This window comes from uncultured Tenacibaculum sp. (assembly GCF_947494125.1).
In the GTDB taxonomy this organism is placed as follows: Bacteria; Bacteroidota; Bacteroidia; order Flavobacteriales; family Flavobacteriaceae; genus Polaribacter.
In genome coordinates this window covers 641839-660414 of sequence record NZ_CANLTU010000001.1, presented here as the reverse complement: position 1 = coordinate 660414, position 18576 = coordinate 641839, and the positions used below count along the sequence as shown (strand labels likewise).

At 31.2% G+C, this 18576-nt stretch carries 21 protein-coding genes; 13 read left to right on the top strand and 8 right to left on the bottom strand.

What is annotated here, in order from left to right; genetic code table 11:
- Nucleotides 1-60 precede the first annotated feature (60 nt).
- The 3 genes from Q0881_RS03000 (at nucleotide 61) to Q0881_RS02990 (ending at nucleotide 2156) form a co-directional block, all read left to right on the top strand.
- Nucleotides 61-201, top strand: a complete 141-nt coding sequence (locus Q0881_RS03000) for a hypothetical protein (RefSeq protein WP_299156829.1) — start codon at nucleotides 61-63, stop codon at nucleotides 199-201.
- Between the two features lie 84 nt (nucleotides 202-285).
- Nucleotides 286-726: a hypothetical protein gene (locus tag Q0881_RS02995; protein ID WP_299156827.1), complete on the top strand. Its 441-nt coding sequence runs from the start codon at nucleotides 286-288 to the stop codon at nucleotides 724-726.
- A 68-nt stretch (nucleotides 727-794) separates the two neighbouring features.
- The gene (locus tag Q0881_RS02990; RefSeq protein ID WP_299156821.1) at nucleotides 795-2156 is read left to right on the top strand and encodes a DUF4041 domain-containing protein; all 1362 of its coding nucleotides are present in this window, start codon (nucleotides 795-797) and stop codon (nucleotides 2154-2156) included.
- Between the two features lie 117 nt (nucleotides 2157-2273).
- Here Q0881_RS02990 and Q0881_RS02985 read toward each other — a convergent pair whose 3' ends face one another.
- Nucleotides 2274-2891: a YceI family protein gene (locus Q0881_RS02985; RefSeq protein WP_299156819.1), complete on the bottom strand. Its 618-nt coding sequence runs from the start codon at nucleotides 2889-2891 to the stop codon at nucleotides 2274-2276.
- Between the two features lie 355 nt (nucleotides 2892-3246).
- Between Q0881_RS02985 and chrA the strand changes: the two genes are divergently transcribed.
- From chrA to Q0881_RS02960, 5 genes are all read left to right on the top strand, one after another.
- On the top strand, nucleotides 3247-4368 hold the full coding sequence (chrA, locus tag Q0881_RS02980) for a chromate efflux transporter (RefSeq protein WP_299156817.1): 1122 nt from the start codon (nucleotides 3247-3249) through the stop codon (nucleotides 4366-4368).
- A 69-nt stretch (nucleotides 4369-4437) separates the two neighbouring features.
- Nucleotides 4438-5670, top strand: coding sequence for a DEAD/DEAH box helicase (locus Q0881_RS02975; RefSeq protein ID WP_299156815.1), 1233 nt, complete (start codon nucleotides 4438-4440; stop codon nucleotides 5668-5670).
- A gap of 104 nt (nucleotides 5671-5774) precedes the next feature.
- Nucleotides 5775-6104: a metalloregulator ArsR/SmtB family transcription factor gene (locus Q0881_RS02970; protein WP_299156814.1), complete on the top strand. Its 330-nt coding sequence runs from the start codon at nucleotides 5775-5777 to the stop codon at nucleotides 6102-6104.
- A 55-nt stretch (nucleotides 6105-6159) separates the two neighbouring features.
- The gene (locus Q0881_RS02965; RefSeq protein WP_299156813.1) at nucleotides 6160-6627 is read left to right on the top strand and encodes a DUF6428 family protein; all 468 of its coding nucleotides are present in this window, start codon (nucleotides 6160-6162) and stop codon (nucleotides 6625-6627) included.
- Between the two features lie 3 nt (nucleotides 6628-6630).
- Nucleotides 6631-7257: a protein-tyrosine-phosphatase gene (locus Q0881_RS02960; RefSeq protein ID WP_299156812.1), complete on the top strand. Its 627-nt coding sequence runs from the start codon at nucleotides 6631-6633 to the stop codon at nucleotides 7255-7257.
- A gap of 50 nt (nucleotides 7258-7307) precedes the next feature.
- Here the strand turns inward: Q0881_RS02960 and rsmG are convergent, their stop codons facing one another.
- Nucleotides 7308-7937: a 16S rRNA (guanine(527)-N(7))-methyltransferase RsmG gene (gene rsmG / locus Q0881_RS02955; protein ID WP_299156811.1), complete on the bottom strand. Its 630-nt coding sequence runs from the start codon at nucleotides 7935-7937 to the stop codon at nucleotides 7308-7310.
- 146 nt (nucleotides 7938-8083) lie between these two features.
- Between rsmG and Q0881_RS02950 the strand changes: the two genes are divergently transcribed.
- On the top strand, nucleotides 8084-9175 hold the full coding sequence (locus Q0881_RS02950; RefSeq protein ID WP_299156809.1) for an acyl-CoA desaturase: 1092 nt from the start codon (nucleotides 8084-8086) through the stop codon (nucleotides 9173-9175).
- Between the two features lie 23 nt (nucleotides 9176-9198).
- The gene (locus Q0881_RS02945; protein ID WP_299156807.1) at nucleotides 9199-10386 is read left to right on the top strand and encodes a pyridoxal phosphate-dependent aminotransferase; all 1188 of its coding nucleotides are present in this window, start codon (nucleotides 9199-9201) and stop codon (nucleotides 10384-10386) included.
- 56 nt (nucleotides 10387-10442) lie between these two features.
- Here Q0881_RS02945 and Q0881_RS02940 read toward each other — a convergent pair whose 3' ends face one another.
- Nucleotides 10443-10658: a hypothetical protein gene (locus Q0881_RS02940; RefSeq protein ID WP_299156805.1), complete on the bottom strand. Its 216-nt coding sequence runs from the start codon at nucleotides 10656-10658 to the stop codon at nucleotides 10443-10445.
- A 212-nt stretch (nucleotides 10659-10870) separates the two neighbouring features.
- Nucleotides 10871-11353 (bottom strand): retropepsin-like aspartic protease, encoded by a 483-nt coding sequence (locus Q0881_RS02935; protein ID WP_299156803.1) that lies wholly within the window; start codon nucleotides 11351-11353, stop codon nucleotides 10871-10873.
- Nucleotides 11354-11429: 76 nt separating this feature from the next.
- Here Q0881_RS02935 and Q0881_RS02930 point away from each other — a divergent pair, with 76 nt between their 5' ends.
- Both Q0881_RS02930 and Q0881_RS02925 read left to right on the top strand, forming a co-directional pair.
- Nucleotides 11430-12194: a TatD family hydrolase gene (locus tag Q0881_RS02930; protein ID WP_299156801.1), complete on the top strand. Its 765-nt coding sequence runs from the start codon at nucleotides 11430-11432 to the stop codon at nucleotides 12192-12194.
- Complete coding sequence (locus tag Q0881_RS02925) at nucleotides 12187-12669, top strand: methylated-DNA--[protein]-cysteine S-methyltransferase (protein WP_299156799.1); 483 nt, start codon at nucleotides 12187-12189, stop codon at nucleotides 12667-12669. Before Q0881_RS02930 ends, Q0881_RS02925 begins: the two co-directional genes overlap by 8 nt.
- On the opposite strand, the gene Q0881_RS02920 is transcribed toward Q0881_RS02925, so the two are convergent.
- Nucleotides 12666-13112 (bottom strand): nucleoside deaminase, encoded by a 447-nt coding sequence (locus tag Q0881_RS02920; RefSeq protein WP_366139553.1) that lies wholly within the window; start codon nucleotides 13110-13112, stop codon nucleotides 12666-12668. The genes Q0881_RS02925 and Q0881_RS02920 overlap by 4 nt on opposite strands.
- Before the next feature lie 93 nt (nucleotides 13113-13205).
- Here Q0881_RS02920 and Q0881_RS02915 point away from each other — a divergent pair, with 93 nt between their 5' ends.
- Nucleotides 13206-13973, top strand: a complete 768-nt coding sequence (locus tag Q0881_RS02915; RefSeq protein WP_299156795.1) for a UDP-2,3-diacylglucosamine diphosphatase — start codon at nucleotides 13206-13208, stop codon at nucleotides 13971-13973.
- A gap of 46 nt (nucleotides 13974-14019) precedes the next feature.
- Here the strand turns inward: Q0881_RS02915 and Q0881_RS02910 are convergent, their stop codons facing one another.
- From Q0881_RS02910 to Q0881_RS02900, 3 genes are all read right to left on the bottom strand, one after another.
- Nucleotides 14020-16617, bottom strand: a complete 2598-nt coding sequence (locus tag Q0881_RS02910) for a TonB-dependent receptor (protein WP_299156793.1) — start codon at nucleotides 16615-16617, stop codon at nucleotides 14020-14022.
- 276 nt (nucleotides 16618-16893) lie between these two features.
- Nucleotides 16894-17691: a hypothetical protein gene (locus Q0881_RS02905; RefSeq protein ID WP_299156791.1), complete on the bottom strand. Its 798-nt coding sequence runs from the start codon at nucleotides 17689-17691 to the stop codon at nucleotides 16894-16896.
- Between the two features lie 5 nt (nucleotides 17692-17696).
- Nucleotides 17697-18572 carry a hypothetical protein gene (locus Q0881_RS02900; protein ID WP_299156789.1) on the bottom strand — a complete coding sequence of 292 codons (876 nt, stop codon included), beginning with the start codon at nucleotides 18570-18572 and terminating at the stop codon, nucleotides 17697-17699.
- Between the last annotated feature and the right edge of the window lie 4 nt (nucleotides 18573-18576).

The following is an 18576-nucleotide window of genomic DNA, read 5'->3' as shown; positions in this document are numbered from 1 at the left end:
TACTACTCATAAACGAGACCGTTAGCCACAAGTAAAAAAACACTCGTCAAGAAAAATAAAATGGATAAATTTACTTTAACTGAAGAACAAAAAAACAAATTAGCAATACATCTTGCTCTGAAAAGATTAAATGACGCTCAAATTTCTGATGTTTTTCAGAAAATAAAATCTGAATCAGACTACAACAAATATTTAAAATAAATTATGAATAAACTTTTAGTCTCTGTAATCGGAAAAAGAAATTCAGGAAAATCCTCAACTTGGAATTCATTATTCAGTCGAACTGTGAAAACGGGAACTAAACTAAAAAAATTATATTTAAATGAAACCGAATACGTAAACGTGTTTTTGGTTAGCGGAAGTCCAGAAGAACGAGAAACATACGTTGGCAAATTAATTACAATCGAAAACCCAGCTATAGTACTTTGTTCAATGCAATATCGAAAAGATGTTTCGCAAACAATCGATTACTTTACTGACAAAGATTATCAAATTTATACCCAATGGTTAAATCCTGGATTTAATGACCAAAATGAACTGCCTCAATTTGATACTCTTGGAGTTTTTAATTACTTAATTGGTTTGAATTCTACCGTTGGAATTAGAAACGGAAAAATAGATTTGAATAGCAGAGTTCAAGAAATTCGTGAATATATTTATGGATGGGCAAAATATCGAAATTTAATTCTCACAGACCGAAAAACCAGCTATCAAAAACGTGTATAAAACATAGCTAATAAATGCTAAACCAAAAAGTTTGTACTTATTCACGAAACTAATTAAAACAAAGAAAAATGGGGTTATTTGATTTTTTAAAGAAAAAAGAACTTGAAGAAATAAAGCAGTTAAAAACTCAGTTAGAAAAATACAAACCTATCTCTAATATTGATTTAGAAGTAGAGAAAAAGACTAATGAGTTCAAGGAATTAACAGAGAGACAATCTACTGAAATCAAAAAATCGCAAGAAGAACTTTCTGAATTAGGCAATAAATATAAAAACTCATTAGAGACTTATAGAAAACTTAGAAAAGAAGTTAGTCTCTATGAATCAAAACTTGACTTAATAGAATTTGGAGTTTACGAACCCGTTTATGATTTTGAGAAATCTGACGAATATAGAGCTGAACAAAAAAGAATTATTCAGCTCCAAAAAGATATGATAAAAGACGAAACTGCTGCAATTTGTGCCACCAATTGGACAGTAGATGGAAGTGAAGCTAAAGGACGTGCTTCAACTAAAAGAAATATTAAATTGGTATTGCGTGCATTTAATGGTGAATGTAACTCTTTAATTACTAAGGTTAAGTGGAATAACGTTAATCAAATGCAAGAAAGAATTAAAAAATCTTTTGAAGCCATTAATAAACTTGGTAAAAGCTCTACTATTTCAATTCAAGATAGATACTTAAATTTAAAAGTCAAAGAATTAATTCTTGAACACGAATTTCAATTGAAAAAACAAAAAGAAAAAGAAGAGTTAAGGGCAATCCAAGAACAAATTAGAGAAGAAGAAAAAGCAAAAAGAGAATTCGAAAAAGCACAAAAAGATGCAGAAAAAGAAGAAAAAAATTATCACTCTGCTTTAGAAAAAGCAAGAAAAGAAATTGAAAAAGTTACGGGAGCCAAACATGACAAATTGCAAGCACAAATAGAAAAACTTGAACAAGAACTAAAAGAATCTCAAGAAAAAAAAGAACGTGCAATGTCAATGGCTCAACAAACAAAAAGAGGTCACGTTTACATTATCTCCAACATTGGTTCATTTGGGGAAGATGTATACAAAATTGGAATGACAAGAAGATTGGAACCAACAGACAGAGTTAAAGAATTAGGAGATGCTTCTGTTCCTTTCAAATTTGACATTCATGCAATGATATATTCTGATGAAGCACCGACTTTAGAAAAAGAATTGCATAGAGCTTTTGAGGACAAAAAAGTGAATATGTTAAATTACCGTAAAGAATTTTTCAACGTAACATTAGACGAAATTGAAACCCAAATTAAAGAAACAGGAATAGAAGCAGAATTTACAAAACTACCTGAAGCAATTGAATATAGAGAAACATTAGCAATCCTTCAGAAAATGAATGAACCTGACACTCAAAAAACTGTTCAACAAGAAATAGAAGAAGAATTTCCTAGCTCTTTAAATTAAAAAAAACATAACTAGGCGCATAGCCAATAAAACATTTAGTAATAAAATGAAAGTCCAGTTTTTTAAGCAGACAACGCCAAAACAAAAAACACTCTTTAACAAGAGTGTTTTCTATTTCTATACTAATTCAATTTTCATATTCAAATACAACCATTTGGTGGATACTTCGCTTGACTTTCCGTTAACAATCAAATCATAATCAATTCCCCAATCAAATAAATTTACTTGTCCGTCTAACACTAAGGTTGTTGCTATTTGTTCGTTTGGTTTTCTAATTCCCGTAACAAATAACTTCACGTCTTTTTCTACGCCTTTAATAGCCATTTTACCATTAACCTGATACCAATCTAGCCCCATCGTATACACATTGGTAGATGTAAATGTAATTTTCTCATTCTTTTCACTAATAAACAAACCAGGCGTTTTAATTCTTGGTGTTAATTCTTTAGCTCTACATACATTAAATGAGTTAGGATCTACTTCAAACGAAATTACCATATCTTCTAATGGGTTTCCTAAATCCAATCGTGTTGGATACTCAACTTTTAAATCGTTTACCTTACCAGCAAATGGTGTACTACAATGCCCATGGGTAACAAACATGTTAATGGTTTGGTTTGCTGCTTTTATGGTTTCAACCTTCTTATCTGTCAATGTAATTTTAGAATACCCACTCACCATAAATACGGTTACCAATACAGCTACTACTAAAACACTCTTTTTAATTTTACTCATCATAATACATTTAATATTTGTACGAATATAGAGGCAGCTTGCTGTGAAATATGTGAATCAAATGTAAAAAAAGTGCAAAATTCACTATTCAATTCACCATATGGCTAAGCAATACGTTTATAATCTTGTAAATACATTTACCTTTAAAACCAACCTATTAAACTATAAAACGCCTCAGAAAAACAGGGGAATTGTAAAATTTGATGAGACAATTCACAGAGGAATTTCCATATTCTGTAGAATATATGGCTAAACTCACTGAAATATAAAACCACTTGGTAAAAACAACAATACTTTTAGCTAATAAATTGATAGATTTGTAACTACATTTTTTAAAAAAACCACAGCACAAAAGATGTCTCAAAAAAACGATTTAAAAGAAATAGCAAAACTCTTTTTTAAACTTGGAAGCATAGCCTTTGGCGGTCCCGCTGCTCATATTGCCATGATGGAAGATGAAGTAGTTAAAAAGCGTAAATGGATGACCCAAGAGCACTTTTTAGACCTTATTGGAGCAACTAATTTAATTCCCGGTCCAAACTCAACAGAAATGACCATGCACTGTGGACATGAAAAAGCGGGTTGGAAAGGATTAATCGTAGCTGGATTTTGTTTTATTTTTCCTGCGGTAGTTATCACCTCAATATTCGCATGGTTATACCAAGAATACGGACAATTACCCAAAGTAGCACCCTTTATTTACGGTATAAAACCAGCTGTAATTGCTATTATTGTTATGGCAGCTTACAGATTGGGTAAAAAAGCAATTAAAAATACCCAACTCGCTATTTTAGGCGCTATTGCATTGGCGGCATGCTTGCTGGGCGTAAATGAAATTATAACACTAGTAGGCTGTGGTTTGTTGGGTTTAAGTATCTACTATTTTAAAAAAAACACCTCAAACCTACATAGTTTTATACCACTGCTCGCATTCCAAGCAAGTGAATCATTTAATTTAAGTAACATAAAAATATTCCTTACCTTTTTAAAAATAGGAGCAATACTATATGGTAGTGGCTATGTATTGTTTGCCTTCTTAGATTCAGAATTAGTAGCAAACGGTTGGCTAACTAGGCAGGCATTAATAGATGCGGTTGCAGTTGGTCAAATAACACCAGGACCTGTGTTATCTACAGCAACATTTATTGGCTGGCAAATGCATGGAATTACTGGAGCCCTTGTTGCTACACTGGGAATCTTTTTACCATCGTTCTTATTTGTATTAATACTAAACCCATTAATGCCAAAAATGAGAAAATCTAAAACCATTCGTGCTGTTTTAGATGCTGTAAATGTAGCAGCAGTTGCATTAATTATAGCGGTATGTATAGAAATGGGAAAAGATACTTTAATTGATTGGCGAACAATTGTAATAGCTATTGCTAGTTTAATTACCGTTTTTGGTTTTAAAAAACTAAACAGTGCATTTATAGTACTAGGAGGTTCATTCCTAGGGTATTTACTAACTTTTTTCTAAAAGTTCTTAATTTATTAAACGGATAAACATCCTTGTTTCTTTTAGAGTACCTTTGCAAAAAAAGAATCAATGCAGTTTTCAGAATTACAGCTTAATAAATCTATATTAAAAGTACTAGAAGAGGAAAGATATCATACACCTACTTTAGTACAAGAAAAGGTGATTCCGTTGGTATTAGATAAAAAGGATGTTATTGTGGGGGCACAAACAGGTACTGGTAAAACAGCCGCTTTTGCCTTACCTATTATACATCATTTAGCTAAAGAAGACGATGTAGAAAAAGGAGCTAAGAAAATAAAAGCTTTAATTGTAAGCCCTACCCGTGAATTAGCGATACAAATTGAAGAAAACTTTAAAACCTATAGTAAATACACCAACTTAAGAACAACGGCTGTATATGGTGGTATATCTACCAAACCACAAAAAGATGTTTTAACCAAAGGGGTTGATATTTTAATTGCCACTCCTGGTAGATTAATTGATTTACACAAACAAGGTAGTATTGATTTAGATTTGCTAAATACCTTTGTTTTAGATGAAGCCGATTTAATGTTAGACATGGGCTTTATTCAAGATGTAAAAAGAATTGAAGAACTATGTCCTCGTAAAAAACAAACCTTATTGTTTTCTGCAACCATGCCAGACAAGGTAACTCAATTAGCTGCATCAATGTTGTATAAGCCAGAAACGGTAGCTATTATTCCTACTGAAACAACAGCTAATAATATAGGTCAGTTATTATACTACACCCCTAAAAAGAATAAAGTAGACTTATGTTTACATTTATTACGCAACACTATAAAAGGACGTATTATTATATTTAGACGTACGAAGTTTGGTGTTGATAAATTAGAACAAACACTTTTAAAAAACGGATACAAAGTAACGAGTGTACACGGAGACAAATCGCAAGTTTTACGAAATGAAGCGATAGAAGATTTTAAAAACAATAAAGTAAATATATTAATTGCTACTGATGTTGCTGCTCGTGGTATTGACATTAGCAAAGTAGATGCTGTTATTAATGTAGACATACCAAACGTACCAGAAACCTATGTGCATAGAATAGGTAGAACTGGTAGAGCTGGAAAATCTGGAATTGCCTTCTCATTTTGTAGTGCTGATGAAACTTCATACATAAAAACCATTCAGGAGTTTATGAAAAGGCCTATAAAAATTATTGAAGACCATCCTTTTCTTTTAGTAAAACCAAAGCACAAAAAACAACCGAACACTATTAGTAAGAATAAAAAAGGACGAAAATCTGAAGCTTCTAAAAAGAAGAAGAAACGCTGGTATTAATTCCTATTATAAATTATCAAAATGCTCCGATAACAAAATAATATCGGAGCATTTTGTTTTAAATCAATTATTAATCGTAATATTGCAATATAATAATTAACACAATGGGAGTTACCAAATCAGAAATATTTACCCAAGAGCAAAACAACCTTGCAAAAATAGCCAAAGTGCTAGGTCACCCTGCTCGTATTGCTATTCTGCAACATTTATTTAAAATAAACTCTTGTGTTTGTGGCGATTTGGTTGAAGTTATTGGTTTAGCACAACCAACTATCTCGCAACATTTAAAAGAGTTAAAGAATTTAAATCTTATTAAAGGGAATATAGAAGGTACCAGCGTTTGTTATTGTATAGATCAAGAAAACTGGAAAGAAATAAGAATATTATTAAATAACTTTTTAAATTTTAATAGTAACTCTAGCAATTGCTGTTAAAAAAATTTACATCTATTCATCGTAATATTGCAATTAAAATAAAAAATTAAGAAACATGAAATTATCAGAAATTAAAAATCACTTGGGGAGTTTAGAAACGATAGCGTTTCAGTTACCAAACGGAGAATTAGTCCCGAATCACTTTCACGTAACTGAAGTAGGAAAAATAACAAAGAACTTTATTGACTGTGGGGGTACCATAAGAAATGAAGAAGTGGTAAACTTTCAATTATGGGAAGCAAATGATTACGATCATAGGTTGCACCCAGAGAAATTAGTTCACATTATTGAGCTATCAGAAAAAGTTTTAAATATTCCAGATTTAAATATCGAAGTGGAATACCAAGGTGCTACCATAGGTAAATACGGATTAGATTTCGACGGAAAAAACTTCTTATTAACAACGAAACAAACCGATTGTTTGGCAAAATCTGAATGTGGTATTCCTTCTGAAAAAACAAAAGTAAAACTATCAGATTTACAAGAGCAAACTGCATGTGTACCTAATTCAGGATGTTGTTAAGCTATGGAAACATTAAAAACAGTTGTTTTTTCTGAAATAGAAAAAACTATTTCAAGCTTATCAACAAGCATTACAGAAGATAGAAAGAAAGTTTTACAGCCTTTAATAGCGTATATCCAAAATGGAGTAAACAATAAAGAGCTTATTAACCTTAACTTTATTTGTACGCATAATTCTAGAAGAAGTCATTTATCTCAAATTTGGGCACAGACAATGGCTTATTATTTAAACATTCCAAATGTTTATTGCTACTCTGGAGGTACAGAAGCAACTGCTATGAATAAGAATGTGGTAGAAACTCTTATAGATAAAGGTTTTAAAATTCAAAATTTATCAGAAACAGAAAACGCTATCTATGCAATAAAATATGCAGAAAATAAGCAGCCTATAATTGGTTTCTCTAAAAAATATGATGACCCTTTTAATCCTGTAAATGAATTTTGTGCTATTATGACCTGCTCGCAAGCAGATGAAGGATGTCCGTTTATAGCTGGTGCAGCAAAAAGAGTACCTGTTACCTATGAAGATCCTAAAGCATACGACAATACGCCTTTAGAAAAAGATAAATACTTAGAGCGAAGTTTAGAAATAGCTTCTGAGATGTTATATATTTTTAAATCCATTAAATAGCGTTACGCTATTTAATGGATTTAAAATTTACTTAGAGCTTCGTTTTTCAACTAGCTTTTATATTTTAATGCTAAATGCACTACTTTCTTTGTTTCAAAAAAGTCTTCTTCAAAATAATCTGGTAAATTGTAAATTGTAGAAGAAGTATATTTTTCTAACTCTTCAGTTAAATCACCTCCTTTTAAATATAAAATTCCGTTTTTTAACTCGTGATTTTGCTTTTTAGCAATCTTCCCTTTGTTCCATCCAACAAAAGTTTCCATTTGCGCTACTGCCCTACTTACAATAAAATCATAAGTATCTTTTACCTCTTCAACACGACCATGCGTAGTTTTTACATTTTCTAAACCTAATCCTTCAACAACTTCATTTACTACTTTAATCTTTTTTCCAATAGAGTCTACTAAATGAAATTGAGTTTCTGGAAACAAAATAGCCAATGGTATCCCAGGAAAACCACCTCCTGTACCAACATCCATTACTTTTGCTCCTGGTTTAAATTGCATCACTTTAGCAATACCTAACGAATGCAATACGTGACGCAAGTACAATTCATCAATATCTTTACGAGAAACTACATTAATTTTCAGGTTCCAATCTTCATATAAATCTTGAAGTTTAGAAAACTGTTCTAGTTGCGTTTCTGTTAAATTGCTAAAATATTTTTTTATAAGTTCCATTAAGTAAATTTTACGCTGCAAAAATAAAAAACTAATTGTTAATAGACATTTATCTAACAAAAGATATATTTCTTGTTAAAAAGTTCTCTTTGAGCAATAACCATCGAGTAAAAACGTTTACTTTTGCGGTTTATAACACAGAATAAATGAATACAATAAACTTCTCAAGAACAGAAAACGCAAAGTTTTTTAGAACTCTAAATAAGCGTGTTAACTCATATTTTAAAGAAAACAATATTAAACGTACTGGTAATTGGAAACTATACTCTAAAGCAATTATTATGTTTGCTGCTTTCTTAGTTCCTTTTATCTTAATTTTAACCGTGAGCATGCCTCAATGGGTAATGGCTTTACTTATAGTAGTTACAGGTATCGGAATGGCTGGTGTTGGTATGAATGTAATGCATGACGCTAACCATGATTCTTTTTCAAGTAAAAATTGGTTAAATAAATTAATGGGTAGTAGCATTTACATTTTAGCAGGAAATGTATACAACTGGAAAGTACAACACAATGTATTACATCATACTTTTACTAATATTAAAGGACATGATGAAGATATTGATGCTGGAAGAATTATCCGTTTTTCAAAGCACTCTCGATGGCTTCCAATACACAAATTTCAAAAATTTTACTCAATATTCTTGTATGGGTTGCTTACCATTAACTGGGCTATAACTACTGACTTTAAACAAATGAGCAATTATTTAAAGCGTAAGTTATCGTACGGTAAGTTTCCTAACCCTAAAGTAGAATGGACAAAATTAGTGATATCTAAACTTGTATATTATTCTTTATGGATAGTATTACCATTACTTGTTATGAATATTGCTTGGTGGAAAGTATTAGTAGGCTTCTTTATTATGCATTATACAGCAGGTATGATTTTAAGTGTTGTTTTTCAATTAGCACACGTAGTACCAAATACTGAAATGCCTTTACCAGATAAAGACGGGAATTTAGAACACACTTGGGCTGTTCATCAATTATATACAACTTCAAATTTTGCACCAAAAAACTGGTTAGTTAACTTTTATACTGGTGGATTAAATCATCAAGTTGAGCATCATATTTTCCCTCACATTTCGCATGTTCATTATAACAAATTAGCGAAAATAGTAAAACAAACTGCAGAGGAATTTAACTTACCTTACAACGAATACAAAACAATGACAAGAGCTCTTATCGAGCACTTTAAACAATTAAGTTCTTTAGGTAAAGAACCACAATTAGCATAAACAACACACAACTTAACAACACAATGTCACAACAATTATCAGACAGAATTAACAGTTTACCTGTTTCACAAACTTTAGCCATGGCAGCTAAAGCTAGAGAGTTAAAAGCCGAAGGTAGAGACATTATTAGTTTAAGCTTAGGAGAACCTGATTTTAACACTCCTGATTTTATTAAAGATGCAGCTATAGAAGCTATTAATCAAGATTACAACTCATATACTCCAGTTGATGGATATGTTGAGTTAAAAGAAGCTATTTGCAAAAAATTTAAGCGTGATAATAATTTAACCTATGCTGCAAATCAAATTGTAGTATCTACGGGAGCTAAACAGTCTATTGCAAATATTGCTCAAGTTTTATTAAACCCAGGTGATGAAGTTTTATTACCAGCACCATATTGGGTTAGCTATTCTGCAATTGCAACTTTATGTGAAGCTAAGTTTGTTGAAATCCCTTCATCTATTGATAGTGATTTTAAAATTACTCCAGAACAATTAGAAGCTGCTATTACGCCTAAAACAAAAATGATTTTCTTTAATTCACCAAATAACCCTAGTGGATCTATTTATAGTGAAAAAGAATACAGAGCATTGGCTAAAGTTTTAGAAAATCATCCACAGATATATATCTTATCTGATGAGATCTACGAGCATATTAACTACGGAACTAAACCATTTAGTTTTGCAGCTATAGAAAACATGTACGATAGAACTATTACTGTCAATGGATTAGCAAAAGCATTTGCTATGACAGGATGGAGAATAGGTTTTATTGGAGCTCCTCAGTGGATTGCTAAAGCATGTACAAAAATGCAAGGTCAAATTACGTCTGGAACTAACTGTATAGCTCAACGAGCTGCAATTACAGCTGTTTTAGCAGAACCTAGTAAAGTACAATACATGGTTGATGAATTTAAAACTCGTAGAGATATGGTTTTAAATTTATTAGGAGAAATTGAAGGATTCAAATTAAACGTACCAGAAGGTGCTTTTTATATATTTCCAGACATCTCTGCTTTCTTTGGAAAAACGTTTAAAGGAAAACAAATTAATAACGCAAACGACTTCTCTATGTTATTATTAGAAGAAGCTAATGTAGCATCGGTAACCGGAGAGGCATTTGGTGCACCAAATTGCATTCGATTGTCTTACGCTGCTTCTGAGTTGCAATTACGTGAAGCGATTAAAAGAATTAAAGAAGTTTTAAGCTAAAATTAAAACTCAATTCATACACAATCTCACTACAGCAATGTGGTGAGATTTTTGTTTTAAAAAACAATTACTACTAAAGCTAGTACAAACATTGATACTTTTAAAATAGCTCCTGTTTCACTTGACAATCTTGTTCCTTTAGATCTCAATCGACTCTTTACACCATATAAAGATTGAGCCTTCATTGTACAGATATTTTGTTGAATTTCTCTTTTGTATGCGGATGTTAAAATTCCTCTTTCTAAAACTAAGTTATTTACTGATGATTTCATGGTTGTTGATTTAAATTGATTACACAAATATGACGGCTATTAATATAAAATGTTACAATCTCTTAAACATGTAACATTCAAAAAAGCCAACAATAAACAATCAAAAAAATAATGAAAAATCAATGAAAATGGTTTACGCAAATTGATTTAACACTCTAAAAAAGAACGTTTTTAAAAGTTAAATTTTAACTTTTTTTAACAGAAAAAATAGTTTAAAACGGAACTCTAATTAATTTTTTTCGCTTCTTTTTCTTTAATTTTCTTAAGTACAATACTTTTTTATCATAATCAATAAAAGCCTTTCCAGCTTCTAAAATATCTGCGCCAATAATTCCATCAACTTTCTCAGCATCATGTTGCGTTAAAGCTGTATTTACATGGGTAAGATCAAACAAAACTAAATTACATTGATTGGTTTTCCACTTCCCTATTTTCAACGAATTATTATCCGATTTTTGAGTTTCCATATCGGTAGCCCCCGCTCCAGCTGCTTTTATTTCGCTTTCTTCAGAAATTAGCTTGAAATGCTCTATTAAATCTATTCCTACACAAGAATTAGAAGCTCCTGTATCTAGAATAAACTTTCCTTTTATCCCATTAATTTCAGCATCTAACTCTAAATGATTTGTGATAATCTTTTTAAGCTTTATTTTAATATATTTCTTTTTCCTTAATACTTTTTTCAAACTTGCCATTTCTCGTACTTTTGTCGCCACTAAGATACAATAATACAATATCACCTTAAGAGCATTCAAAAGCCTTTAACAAGTTATGATTACAGATACTCACACCCATTTATATTCAGAACAATTTGATGAAGATAGAAATGAAATGATACAACGCGCAAAAGACGCTGGTATATCTCGTTTCTTTATCCCTGCTATTGACAGTTCTTACACAGAAAGAATGTTGGATTTAGAAAATAATTATCCTAACGATGTGTTTTTAATGATGGGTCTACATCCAACATCTGTTAAAGAAAACTATAAGGAAGAATTAGCTCACGTAAAAGAATGGCTAGATAAACGTAATTTTTATGCTATTGGTGAAATTGGAATTGATCTATACTGGGATAAATCCTTCCTAAAACAACAACAAGAAGCTTTTAGGACACAAATACAATGGGCAAAAGAAAAAAAATTACCTATTGTAATTCACTGCCGTGATGCTTTTGATGAAATTTTTGAAGTATTAGAAAGCGAAAAAAGTGACGATTTATTCGGAATTTTCCACTGTTTTACGGGCACTTTAGAACAAGCTAAAAAAGCTATTTCATATAATATGAAACTAGGGATTGGTGGTGTAGCAACATTTAAAAATGGAAAAATTGATAAATTTTTGAATGAAATTGAAATTAAGAATATTGTACTAGAAACTGATTCTCCTTATTTGGCTCCAACTCCTTACAGAGGAAAGCGCAATGAAAGTAGTTATATAACAAACGTTGTTGATAAACTGGTTGACATTTATGGATTAACTTTCGATGAAATTTCCGAAATTACAACTCAGAATTCTAAAGAAATTTTTAGTGTCTAATTTACAAACCGCATATTATAAAACACCAATAGGTACAGCAAAAATTGTTGGCGATGAAAACGGAATTCAGTCAATTTCTGTTATAGATGATACTATAGAAACCTCAACAGAAACCCCATCTTCTTTACAAAACTGTGTAGCTCAACTAGATGAATATTTTTCAGGAAAAAGAAAAGAATTTGATTTAAAATTAAACCCTCAAGGTACAGAATTTCAACAATCTGTTTGGAAGGAATTATTAAATATTTCGTTTGGAAAAAGCAGAACTTACTTACAGCAAACTAAACAAATTGGTGACCCAAAAGCAATTCGTGCAGTAGCTTCTGCTAATGGAAAAAATCCTATTTGGATTGTTATTCCTTGCCATAGAGTTATTGGTTCTGATGGCTCTTTAACAGGTTATGCTGGTGGTGTTTGGCGTAAAAAATGGTTATTAGAACACGAAAGTGGTAGTAAACAACAGACTCTTTTTTAGTTTAAGTTTCGCTTTTCAATAAAAAACTTCTTCAGTAAGAAACCACATTCTTCTTCTAAAATTCCAGAAATTACATTTGTTTTAGGATGCAATTTTGTTTGCAATACACTAAAACCTAATTTAGGTTCGCTTGCCCCATATACAATTTTACCTATTTGAGTCCAATAACTTGCTCCTGCACACATCTGACAAGGCTCTAAAGTAACATATAATGTACATTCTTTTAAATACTTCCCTCCAAGGAAATCCGCAGCAGCAGTAAAAGCTTGCATTTCTGCATGTGCAGTAACATCATTTAACAATTCTGTTAAATTATGTGCTCTTGCTATTATTTGATCTTTAAAAACAATAACAGCGCCCACTGGAACTTCACCTTTATCAAAAGCAATTTCTGCTTCTTGTAAAGCTTTTTTCATAAAGTAGGTGTCTTCAAACGGATTCATATTTATGTATTATATGGATGTTTAAACAAATGTAGCTAAAATTTGATTGTACAGACTTTGCTTAAAATACTTATTTTTACAAAAAATTTCAATTTGATTTCAATCAACACTTCTGATAATAAAAAGGTTTATTTTGCTTCCGATCAACATTTAGGAGCTCCAACACCTGAAGCTAGTTTTCCTCGCGAACAAAAATTTGTATGCTGGTTAAATGAAGTTAAAAAAGATGCAGAGGCTATTTTTTTATTAGGCGATTTATTTGACTTTTGGTTTGAATACAAAACAGTAGTTCCTAAAGGATTTGTTCGTGTTTTAGGAAAGCTTGCTGAAATTAAAGATAGTGGAATACCTATTTACTTTTTTGTTGGAAATCATGATTTATGGATGTCTGATTATTTTGAAAAAGAATTAAATATCCCTGTATATCATACGCCACAAGAATTCACTATCAATGGCAAACTACTATTAATTGGTCATGGTGATGGTTTAGGTCCAGAAGACAAGGGCTATAAACGAATGAAAAAAGTATTCACTTTCAAACCTTTTCAATGGATGTTTAAATGGCTTCATCCAGATTTAGGAGTCCGTTTAGGGCAATATATGTCTGTTAAAAACAAGTTGATTTCTGGTGATGATGACGCAAAATTTTTAGGCGAAGATAAAGAGTGGTTAGTTCAGTATTGTAAACGTAAATTAGAAACTAAACATTACGATTATTTTGTTTTTGGACATCGTCATCTGCCTTTAGAAATTCAATTGCAAGAAAATAGTCAGTACATAAATACTGGCGACTGGGTGAAGTATTTTACCTATGGTATTTTTAAAGATCAAAAATTATTTTTAGAAGAATATAACTCATAAAAAAAGCACCTTTAAAAGGTGCTTTTTTTATGAGTTCTTTAATTTACTAAAACTTAAACGTTATTCCTCCTTTAAAAGTTGCTCCGTTAAATCCAAATTGATTTACTTCCCAAGGATATCTAAATCGACCTCCTAAATCAGTTACTACATCACCTTTTGTATCAATCTCATCTGGAAAAACATCAAATAAGTTATTAACTTGGGCATTAACTGAAATCTTATCAGAAATATCATACCCAAAAGATAAATCGGTTACTATTTTACCTTTAAATGTTTGATCTTTATTTGGATCTGTTGCATGCTGCCATGTAACTTCACCAAAATAAGTGTTGTTAAAATTAGTTGTGAATTTTCCGATTTTATAATTTGCTCCAAATAACAATTTTGTACTCGGTCTTGCACTTATAATTCTTGATTGCTCTTTTCTATTAAAAATAGATTTTTTATAATTCGCTAAATTCGTAGGTGTTTTCACTTCTCCTTCTAATTTAGTTCTATTAATGTTTAAAGCTAAATTTATTGCTAATTTACCTGCTGCAAAATCAATATTTTTATGACGCATCGTATAATCAAAACCTTCAGTTTTGGTATCCGCAGCATTTATAAAAAACTTAATACTGGTTACACTATTGTCGATTAAAATTTGTTGCACTGTCGCATTTGTATTCCCATTATCATCAGTAGCTCCTATCTCTCCTGAAAATACTACTCGATCATTTACTCGCACATTATAATAATCAAATGAAATTGTAAAATCTCTTGATGCTTTAACTGTTAATCCTGCTGAAATATTTTTTGAAGTTTCTGCAAATAATGATGCAACCCCTAAATCTTTAATTACCTGACTTACATTATTAAATGTTCCTTGATTTGAAATCGTATTTCCTGACACTAATGTCTGTACATTACTTAAATATACTTGATGTAGTGAAGGCGCTCTAAAACCTGTACTATATGAAGCTCTTAATACTCCTGCTTCTCCTAATTTATATCTTGAACTAATTTTCCACGAAGTATTTCCTCCAAAATCAGAATAATTTTCATGACGTATTGCTCCAGCTATTAAAAAATCGTCAGAAACATCCCAATCTAAAGTACCATATCCTCCAATATTTGTTCGTGTTTCATTTAAAGCATTACTAGGCTGTAATCCTGGAAATGATTGCGCTCCTCCATTTATATATGAAGACTCTTCTCCTGCTGTAACTTCAAAACGTTCTTGACGTCCTTCAAGTCCTAATCCAATACTTACATCACCAAAAGTACGACTGACATCGAAATTCCCGATAAAATTACTAAAAGCATATGCTCCTGCATTAAAGGATGTTGGGCTATTTGCTCCCAAACTCACATTAATTGTATTTCCTATAGTATAATCTACCGAATTACTACCATAACTTGCACTTAAATCTGCATTATACGCTCCTAATTTAAATGTACTTCCTGCTGTAAACAGAAAGTCTCGGATATCTGTTTCAAAAGTTGGTTGAAATCCATTGTAGGTTTGACCTGATGGTGTTAACAATCCAAAATCATCTGTAATCCAATATGGTGTTCTATATAACGCAAAACTCTTTCCTTTTCTCAAATTAAATCCTCCAAATGCATATAATTTAGTATTATCATTTAATGGATATTCTCCATTTACAAATAAATCTCCTTTTTTCATTTCTGGTTGACCTATTGTCATTCCTAATGCTGGGTTATCTTTTGTCCATTGATTATCAACTCCAAATAAATCATCTTTTCCTGGCTCTCCTGCTCTATTTGTAAAATCTTGATAATTTAACCCTAAAGTTGTATTTACAAAACCTCCTTCATTAAAAGTAAATGTATGATTTACATCTGCTGCTCCATTAAAACCATCTCCTCTTGATGTAACTCCTGAACTAACATTTACTTCAGTAAAGGATATATTTTTCTTTAAAATTATATTTACAACTCCAGCTACTGCATCTGAACCATATTGAGCAGATGCTCCATCTCTTAAAACTTCTACACGCTCTATTGCTGCTGTTGGAATACTTTTCATATCTACACCAACTTCTCCTTTACCTGGTGTGTCATTTACATACACTAAAGCACTTTGATTCTTACGTTTTCCATTAACTAAAACTAATGTTCTACTTGGCCCTAATCCGCGTAAATCTGCCGGGTCAAAATGTGCTGTTGCATCAGAAACTGTTTGATTACTTGCATTATAAGAAGGTACTGCAAAATTTAACATTTGATCAATACTCGTTTGACCCGTTGCTTGCAACTCTTTTACACTTATATTATCTATAGGAACTGCTGAATCTAATATTGTTCTAGGTTTCGCCCTATTACCTGTTAATACTACCTCATCTAAAACATTGTCCTCTTTTAAAACTATTGTAATAGATGTTCCTTTATATACAGTTTTTTCTAAAGTAGTATACCCTACAGAAGAAAAAACTAATGTAACAGGAATATTTTTTACACTGAGTTCAAATTCCCCTTGATCGTTCGTACTAGTTCCATTTGTAGTATTTTTTTCTAGAACATTTACAAATGGTAATGGTTGTCCATTTTCATCAATAACTTTACCATTAATTTGCTGAGCAAAAACCACTATTGTGGTTAAAAAGAAGCTCAATACAAATAGTGTTGATTTTAAATTCATAGTTAAAAATTTATATAGTTAGTTATAACAATAATACTTAAAAATAATTTAAAAACCACATAAACAAACAGTTAAAGAGTGAAAACACCTTCAAAAAGTTAGTGTCATTTTATTTCATAAAACATTATATTTTTTAGATAAAAATATCAAAATGAATAATCATATTAAATAAAAATAAACAATTCAACAGTCAGTATACTGATAAAACCTTCCTTATTTAAAATGAAAAAGCCGCCTAAAAATAGGCGACTTCTTAATGAGAACATAGTTATTTTATTAAAATAATACTTGCTCTAAATTGATAGTTACTTCTCCAGTAACCCCATCTGTTGATTTTGTTATTTTTATAAAATCTTCAACAGTTGTGTACCCAAAAAATCCTCCTGGTGTTGCACCTACTAAATTACCTGTATAATCAGTCTCCGTTGTACCATTAAGTACATTAACATAACATTCAATTGAATTGTTATTAACCGTCCAAGGTAAAATAGCAAAGAAATATTCTCCATCTGCTACATTATCAGGTAAAACCGCTACTTCTGTAGTTGATGTTGTACTTGTTGAAAGATTTATTCCTGCTACTGCGGGAGTTTTAGTAATTGTTCCACAATCTAAATCACTATCATCTCCCCAAGTAAAAGTAAATACCACTGTATTTTCTCCTTTAACTATTTTTAATTCATTAAAGTCTTGAGAAACTTCTGGTTTTACTGCATCTATATTAGCATTTATGATTTTTAAATCTACCAATTTTATTGTCCTAACATACACATCGGCTGCTGACATATCAACAGAAATTGTTACACTTTGACTTCCTTGAGTTGCATCTATAGACATTTCTTCTCCATCTAACGTATACGTTAACCTAGCCAAACTAGTTACAGGATTAGAAAAAGAAATTACCGCATCATAACTTGTATCTGTTGTCATTATACGTTTAATCTTTGCTTCTGTTTTAGCTATGACATCTGTCATTGACTTCACAACTATTGCGTCGTCATCATTAACTGCACAAGAACTCAATAAAAGAATTGCACAAATTAATAAAGAGCTTATTTTATATATATATTTCATTTTAATTAGCTTAATTTAATTATTGTATAAACTACTTTATTGCCATTGGTTGTTTTATTAATCTTATACCAAATATCAGGCTCTCCATTTGCAGCCGCTGTTGCAACCGTATCTAAACTAGTTAAAAGCACTTCACTCTTTCCTCCAGCAAAATTAATAGCTAAAGTACATGGAATACTATATGGAGTTGCAACATTATAGTTATCTAACCCTAAAAAATAATCTCCATCTGCTAATGCTTGTGTAATTGTAACCGACTCTGGTTGAGAATACCAACTATTAGCAATTACCGTAGAAGTTATTTTTGCTTCAGACCTTAAGTATAAATCCAAGTCTTCAGAACCTGGCCAATTCAATACAATATCTGCATCTCCTAAAGGCGCTTCTACCACTAAAGGCAATGTATCATATACATTAATAGTTCTTGCACCACTTTTTTCATTTAATGTAATAAAGTGTTTTATAAGAGTTTCAGAAACATTAAGGTTTTTAATTGAAACATTATAAATTTCTTCAGCATCAGAAACAGTATCATCTGTAAATGTAAACGTAACACTTACTGATGTTTCTCCTGCTGGTATTTTCACCTCATTATGCGATACTTCACCTACACCAGCTGTCGATTCTATAGAACCATCTGATGAACTAATATCAAAAACTACTACACCGTCAACAGGTAATGGTTTTGACAAACTTACTTGATATGTAGCTGTCCCACCATTTTCAAGTACATCTGTTTTTAAGTTAGTATCACTAAATTCAATAACAACTTGTTCGGTAGGAGTAGCAACTCCTTCAACAAGGTTTGTTGTTTCACTTTCACAAGAAACTAATGCTAATGAAAGTAACAATGTATATATAGATAATTTTATTTTTTTCATTTTT

Coding starts and splice junctions, on each gene's coding strand:
- Q0881_RS03000 (WP_299156829.1), top strand. CDS start 61: ATGGATAAATTTACTTTAACTGAAGAACAAAAAAACAAATTAGCAATA.
- Q0881_RS02990 (WP_299156821.1), top strand. CDS start 795: ATGGGGTTATTTGATTTTTTAAAGAAAAAAGAACTTGAAGAAATAAAG.
- Q0881_RS02985 (WP_299156819.1), bottom strand. CDS start 2,891: ATGAGTAAAATTAAAAAGAGTGTTTTAGTAGTAGCTGTATTGGTAACC.
- chrA (WP_299156817.1), top strand. CDS start 3,247: ATGTCTCAAAAAAACGATTTAAAAGAAATAGCAAAACTCTTTTTTAAA.
- Q0881_RS02975 (WP_299156815.1), top strand. CDS start 4,438: ATGCAGTTTTCAGAATTACAGCTTAATAAATCTATATTAAAAGTACTA.
- Q0881_RS02970 (WP_299156814.1), top strand. CDS start 5,775: ATGGGAGTTACCAAATCAGAAATATTTACCCAAGAGCAAAACAACCTT.
- Q0881_RS02965 (WP_299156813.1), top strand. CDS start 6,160: ATGAAATTATCAGAAATTAAAAATCACTTGGGGAGTTTAGAAACGATA.
- Q0881_RS02960 (WP_299156812.1), top strand. CDS start 6,631: ATGGAAACATTAAAAACAGTTGTTTTTTCTGAAATAGAAAAAACTATT.
- rsmG (WP_299156811.1), bottom strand. CDS start 7,937: ATGGAACTTATAAAAAAATATTTTAGCAATTTAACAGAAACGCAACTA.
- Q0881_RS02950 (WP_299156809.1), top strand. CDS start 8,084: ATGAATACAATAAACTTCTCAAGAACAGAAAACGCAAAGTTTTTTAGA.
- Q0881_RS02945 (WP_299156807.1), top strand. CDS start 9,199: ATGTCACAACAATTATCAGACAGAATTAACAGTTTACCTGTTTCACAA.
- Q0881_RS02940 (WP_299156805.1), bottom strand. CDS start 10,658: ATGAAATCATCAGTAAATAACTTAGTTTTAGAAAGAGGAATTTTAACA.
- Q0881_RS02935 (WP_299156803.1), bottom strand. CDS start 11,353: ATGGCAAGTTTGAAAAAAGTATTAAGGAAAAAGAAATATATTAAAATA.
- Q0881_RS02930 (WP_299156801.1), top strand. CDS start 11,430: ATGATTACAGATACTCACACCCATTTATATTCAGAACAATTTGATGAA.
- Q0881_RS02920 (WP_366139553.1), bottom strand. CDS start 13,112: ATGAATCCGTTTGAAGACACCTACTTTATGAAAAAAGCTTTACAAGAA.
- Q0881_RS02910 (WP_299156793.1), bottom strand. CDS start 16,617: ATGAATTTAAAATCAACACTATTTGTATTGAGCTTCTTTTTAACCACA.
- Q0881_RS02905 (WP_299156791.1), bottom strand. CDS start 17,691: ATGAAATATATATATAAAATAAGCTCTTTATTAATTTGTGCAATTCTT.
- Q0881_RS02900 (WP_299156789.1), bottom strand. CDS start 18,572: ATGAAAAAAATAAAATTATCTATATATACATTGTTACTTTCATTAGCA.